At 44.2% G+C, this 1,360-nt stretch carries 1 protein-coding gene; it reads left to right on the forward strand.

Translation table 11 applies throughout. The features are described from left to right. Window positions 1–103: 103 nt before the first annotated feature. Window positions 104–1,360: alanine-zipper protein (locus ACFIJ9_RS08605; protein WP_375636778.1), on the forward strand; the 1,257-nt coding region annotated here is incomplete at its 3' end.

Raw genomic sequence — 1,360 nt, forward strand, 5'->3', positions numbered from 1 at the left:
GATGGATCGTTAAAAGATTTAGAGAAGCGCTTAGAGGCTTTAAGAGAAGAGTTTGAAGATTTGAAAGAGTGTTCATTTTAGGTTTAATGGAGGAATAAAGCATATGAAAATACCCGATCATAGTCATGAGTATCTGATACCAATAGCAACAAAAGAGGAAATCAGAGAAGGAACTTCGCAAGATAGCGTTGTTGTTCCGAAGATTTTAGGGACGGCATCTTTGTATTCGTATGAAACCTTTGCGCCGTTAGAACAGGTTGTTAATGCAAGGCAAGAGTCGGAAAAAGCCATGGCGCGTGCGAATGGTGCGCAACAGGTTGCAGAAGAATCGAAGAGGGTGTCGGAGCAAGCGCTTACAGAGGTGACGAAAACGGGTGACGCGGTTACAGCAGTAACAACAACTGCTAATCTTGCAAAAGATACAGCGGATATAGCTAAGGGATTAGCAGAAGAAGCCAAGAATGCTTGTGCTGAAGTCAAGGAATCTGTTGCAACTGTTAAGATAGTTGCCGAATTGGCGCAAACAGGAGTGGAACAAGCCTCGCAAACAGCTTCAGAAGCGAAGGGTTTGGCGGAAGCGGCGAAAAGTGCAGCAAAGAGTGTAACAGAGAAAGTAGATCAAGCACTAAGAGAGGCTAGCGATGCAAAATCTAAAGCAGAAGGCTTAGAAACAATAGCCAATGAAGCAAAATCCACGAGTGATCAGGCAAGCCAAACCGCCTCTAGTTCTAAAAGTTTAGCAGAAGAAGCCAAGGAAGTAGCCGAGACTGCGAAGACAACAGCGGAAGAAGCGAAGAATGTTGCGGAGCAAGCAAAAGAAGAAGCTGATACGATGAAGCAAGGGCTTGGAGAGGTCAAGAGTTCATTAGACACGGTGACCGCAACGACAAATTCTGCGAATACAGCCGCCTCTGAGGCAAAAGTGTTAGCGGAAGAAGCGAAGAGTGCATTGACAGAAGTTCAAGAGAAGGCACAGAGGAACAGTGACAGTCTTTCTGAACTTCAAGGTAAGGTAGGTTCTCTTTCCACTAGTTTTTTAGAAGATGTGCGTTTTGATCAGCCTCACAGAATTCTGGAAGCCGATCCGGAAAATAGAAAAGGTCTTGTGATCAATAAAGGGGCATGTTTTCGCTTTTATCATGGTGGTGAGAATGGGGGTAGGTACCTCTTTTACCGCATTCCAGGGCGTGGAAGGATGACTTTTGACGAAGATCTTGAAGCAGGAAAGGATTATTATATATATCTCATCTTAAAAGATCAGACGAATGAGCTATCCTTTGACCTTTCGCAAAATCCGACGGCTCCTGATGGCTATACAAAGGATAATTCTGAAAAGATTGGCGGATTTCATACGCTATGT

Source organism: Bartonella sp. MR90HLJMH (assembly GCF_042194115.1).
In the GTDB taxonomy this organism is placed as follows: domain Bacteria; phylum Pseudomonadota; class Alphaproteobacteria; order Rhizobiales; family Rhizobiaceae; genus Bartonella; species Bartonella grahamii.